General features: G+C 40.2%; 2 protein-coding genes. Both read left to right on the top strand.

The window, feature by feature from the left end; translation table 11 throughout:
- Window positions 1-253 precede the first annotated feature (253 nt).
- On the top strand, window positions 254-1,789 hold the full coding sequence (locus BCT49_RS05635; protein ID WP_102434481.1) for a methyl-accepting chemotaxis protein: 1,536 nt from the start codon (window positions 254-256) through the stop codon (window positions 1,787-1,789).
- Between the two features lie 296 nt (window positions 1,790-2,085).
- Window positions 2,086-3,003, top strand: coding sequence for a replication initiation protein (locus BCT49_RS05630; RefSeq protein ID WP_102434480.1), 918 nt, complete (start codon window positions 2,086-2,088; stop codon window positions 3,001-3,003).
- The last annotated feature ends 513 nt before the right edge of the window (window positions 3,004-3,516 follow it).

Below are 3,516 nucleotides of genomic sequence, written 5' to 3'. Positions count from 1 at the left end.
GTATCCAGTGGGTAGTGACAAGGCTAGCCCACCTGTACTAGAATGATAGCGTCAACTGAGCATTCTTAGTACAGCTTCTAAGCTAATACTAGATTACTTCGTCAAAGGGGATGATCGCAAGGTCATCCCCTTTTTCGTGTCTGTAATTTAAGGGCAATTGAACATAATAGGAATAATAAACACTACTTTTGTGAGAACAGTTGAATGGGGGAAGTGCTATTATGGTTATTACCACTAATAGACAGTGTTTTTTATGACAACAAATAGAAATTTTTCAAGTAAGAGCAATTTAATTTCAACGACGGACACTCAAAGCTATATCACATCTGCAAATAAAGATTTTTGTGATGTTGCTGGGTTTACTCTGGATGAGATGAAAGGTAAACCTCACAATTTAGTTCGTCATGACGATATGCCCAAGCAAGCTTTTAAGCAGTTGTGGGATTATGTGCAATCTGGGAAATCTTGGATGGGGGTGGTTAAAAATAATTGTAAAGAGGGTAGAGAGCATTACTGGGTTTCTGCTTTTGTCACTCCAATTAAAAATGAAAATGGTGAAATTTCCGAGTATCAATCGGTTAGAACAAAGCCTGATGATGAGCAAATACAAAGAGCTGAAAGTATTTATGCAAGCTTGAAACAAAACAAAAAAGTATCAATGTTTAGGTTTGAATGGCATTTGTTATCTATATTTTTATGGGGGGGAGGGTTACTTCTTTCTATCGCATCTCTTTTGTATGGAGAAATATTAGGGAGTGTATGGAGTGCTGTTTCTATTTTAGGTTTATTCTTATCCATTTTTCAAAGGAAACGGTTTTCAAATTTAACAAACGTATCAAAATCTGTTTATGACAACCCACTAATGGAGAAAGTGTATACAGGCCGATTGGATGATTACTCTCGAATCGAGTTGGCTTTGATTATGAAGAACTCTGAGGTTCGAGCTATATCAGCGCGAGCTTTAGATTCATCTGTGTTAATAAATAATAATGCTAAAAATGATTTTAAAGAGTTAAAAGGTGTAGGTGATGATTTAGCTAATCAGTTCTCAGGTATTGATACAATAGCTTCAGCTGTTGAAGAGTTGGGTCACTCAATGACCGATGTTGCCGGTGGTGCATCAAAGGTTTCAGATGTTGCGAATGTTACATCATCTTTATCCCAAGATGGGCTGGCTAACATTTTAGACTTAAATTCGAAGATTTCGAATTTAAGTCTAGAGTTAGAAAGCGTGGAAAATATCGTTTCTAGTGTGGCTAGTAGTAGTTTGGAAATGGTAAAAATATTAGATGTGATTACTGGGATTTCTGATCAAATCAATTTATTGGCATTAAATGCTGCGATTGAAGCTGCGAGAGCTGGAGACGCTGGGAGAGGGTTTGCTGTTGTGGCGGATGAGGTGCGAGAGCTAGCTTCGAAAACTAAGAAATCCACTGATGAAATCAATAGTATGATCGGTACATTAAATGATTCATCTTCGTTAGCTGTTAATAGTATTTCTTCTGGTTTTTCTTTATCAAAATCATGTTTAACAGCGTCTAATTTAGCTAATGATAGTCTTAAAGGTATAACTGAATCAGTACTAGAAGTGTCTAACTTAGCTGATGAGATATCTGAGTTGGTAAAAGAACAAGTTTCTGTAACTCACGAAGTTTCATCAAGGGTTGTTGATATTCGAGAGAGTGCTAATACCACTCTTAACCGTTCTGAGACGGTGGCTCATAATGCCCAAGAACTAGTATCTAGCACTGATAATCTCAAGGGGCTTATGAAACAATTCCTTTCTTGAAAAGATTTTACATAACTGCACTTAGTGCGAAGTGCCGTGTTTCGGTAGAATAATGATTATCTAAAGGTCGCTATAGCGGCCTTTTTTGTGCCTGATAGCAAGAGCTCTAAAGGGGAAATTGCGAAGCAAGGTATTGAGGAGTAAGATAAACGCCAGATAAAACAAAGCCCTTAATCTCACATTCAAACTTGGCGGAATGAGTGAGAAGTTAGGGCTCAGCATAAATGCTTGAGGAAATTTTAACACATGAACAGACAAACACAATCCACACGTAACCGCCATAAGCGCAGTTATGTGTGAAAGCTGAACTATCAAACGCACTTCAACTCGATCTAATCGAGACGCTTCCTCATAAGCCGTATTGCACCGATGAACTCGGTGTCACTCACATACGCCCCAAAAACACAGCGATTAAGAAGAAGTATCTGCAAGTGAACCAACCGAAGTTGGTCACTTACCTAATCTTTGATATTGACCGTCAAGGCGGTGTGTTGGCGTGGTACGACAACGATCTACCAACGCCATACTGGACTTCAAAAAATCTAGATAACGCACACGCTCACATTTCGTATCGCTTGAAAGTCCCGTTTTGTACTTCTGACATCGCACATAGCGAACCGATTCGCTACGCTGCTGCGATTGAGTCAGCAATGATAGAACGTCTAAAAGCAGATCGTGGTTTTGCAGGGCTACTCACTAAAAACCCACTGCATCCACATTGGCAAAATGAGTTTTGGACTGAGCACGAATACACGCTAGATGAACTGGCGGACTATCTCGATTTAAAAGGTCATCCGTTACGTGGGAGCGAAGTATCAGGTCTTGGTCGTAATTGTGAGTTGTTTGATTCAGTGCGTCAGTGGAGCTACAAGGCGATTAGAGAGTTTTGGGCACCCAATTATAATCGCGACTGGAACTCGGCTGTCTACGACCACGTAGAAGCCCTTAACGCTCAATTTAAAGTGCCTCTTCCTGTCTCTGAAGTGAAAGCGATAGCGAAGTCTATCGCTAACTGGACGTATCGAGAGTTTACGCCTGAGAAGTTCCGCCAGAGCCAAGCTAAGAAAGGTGCAAAAGGCGGTAAGGCTAAAGGTGATTCCTACAATAACAAGCGGTTAAAAGCTCGTTTACTTAGACAAGAAGGAAAGACATACCAAGCCATTGCTGATCAAGTCGGTGCTTCAAAGCGTTCTATTATCACATGGTGCAAATAGCCTTATCAGATAACAGCCCTTTTTTGGGCTGTTTTGCTCTCTAGTACGTTGTTCTAGTTATTCTGTTTTCTATGTAGTTCATTTCGATTTGTTAGAGCTGCTATATGCTTGCATGTAGAGCTTTTGCAAATCCGACAAGCGAAGCGCGTCAGGCTCTTTAGTTTTTGATTTTTGGATAACTTCATAGGATAACCACTTTCGATAACAAGCGTTGTCCTATGGAGTCATCCCAAGTGGTTATCCTTATTCGTTTACAAAACACAAAGAAAAGAGCAGCTTAGAAACATGTTTCCAAGACCTAGGATGCGTAGCGCTACGCGCGACTGAGCCCCTTTTAAAGGTGAAATAATCCGTTTCTTCGCTCCGTCAGTTCCACTCTAATAAAACGCTCTCAGTCTCGCCTACTCAACGCATCCCAGAGCATGCACTAAAATTAACAATTCCCCTCTCTGGTTCGGCACTTTTCAGTGATTGAATTTCTTAACGCTTATAGAGCACTTTCATTCCCACATA

It is taken from the genome of Vibrio lentus, assembly GCF_002875945.1.
Lineage (GTDB): Bacteria > Pseudomonadota > Gammaproteobacteria > Enterobacterales > Vibrionaceae > Vibrio > Vibrio apostichopi.
The sequence above is the reverse complement of the archived record's forward strand: the minus strand, read 5'-3'. Positions and strand labels throughout refer to the sequence as shown.

Bases quoted from the DNA above. Each gene is read 5' to 3' on its own strand.
- BCT49_RS05635 (WP_102434481.1), top strand. From the start codon at position 254: ATGACAACAAATAGAAATTTTTCAAGTAAGAGCAATTTAATTTCAACG.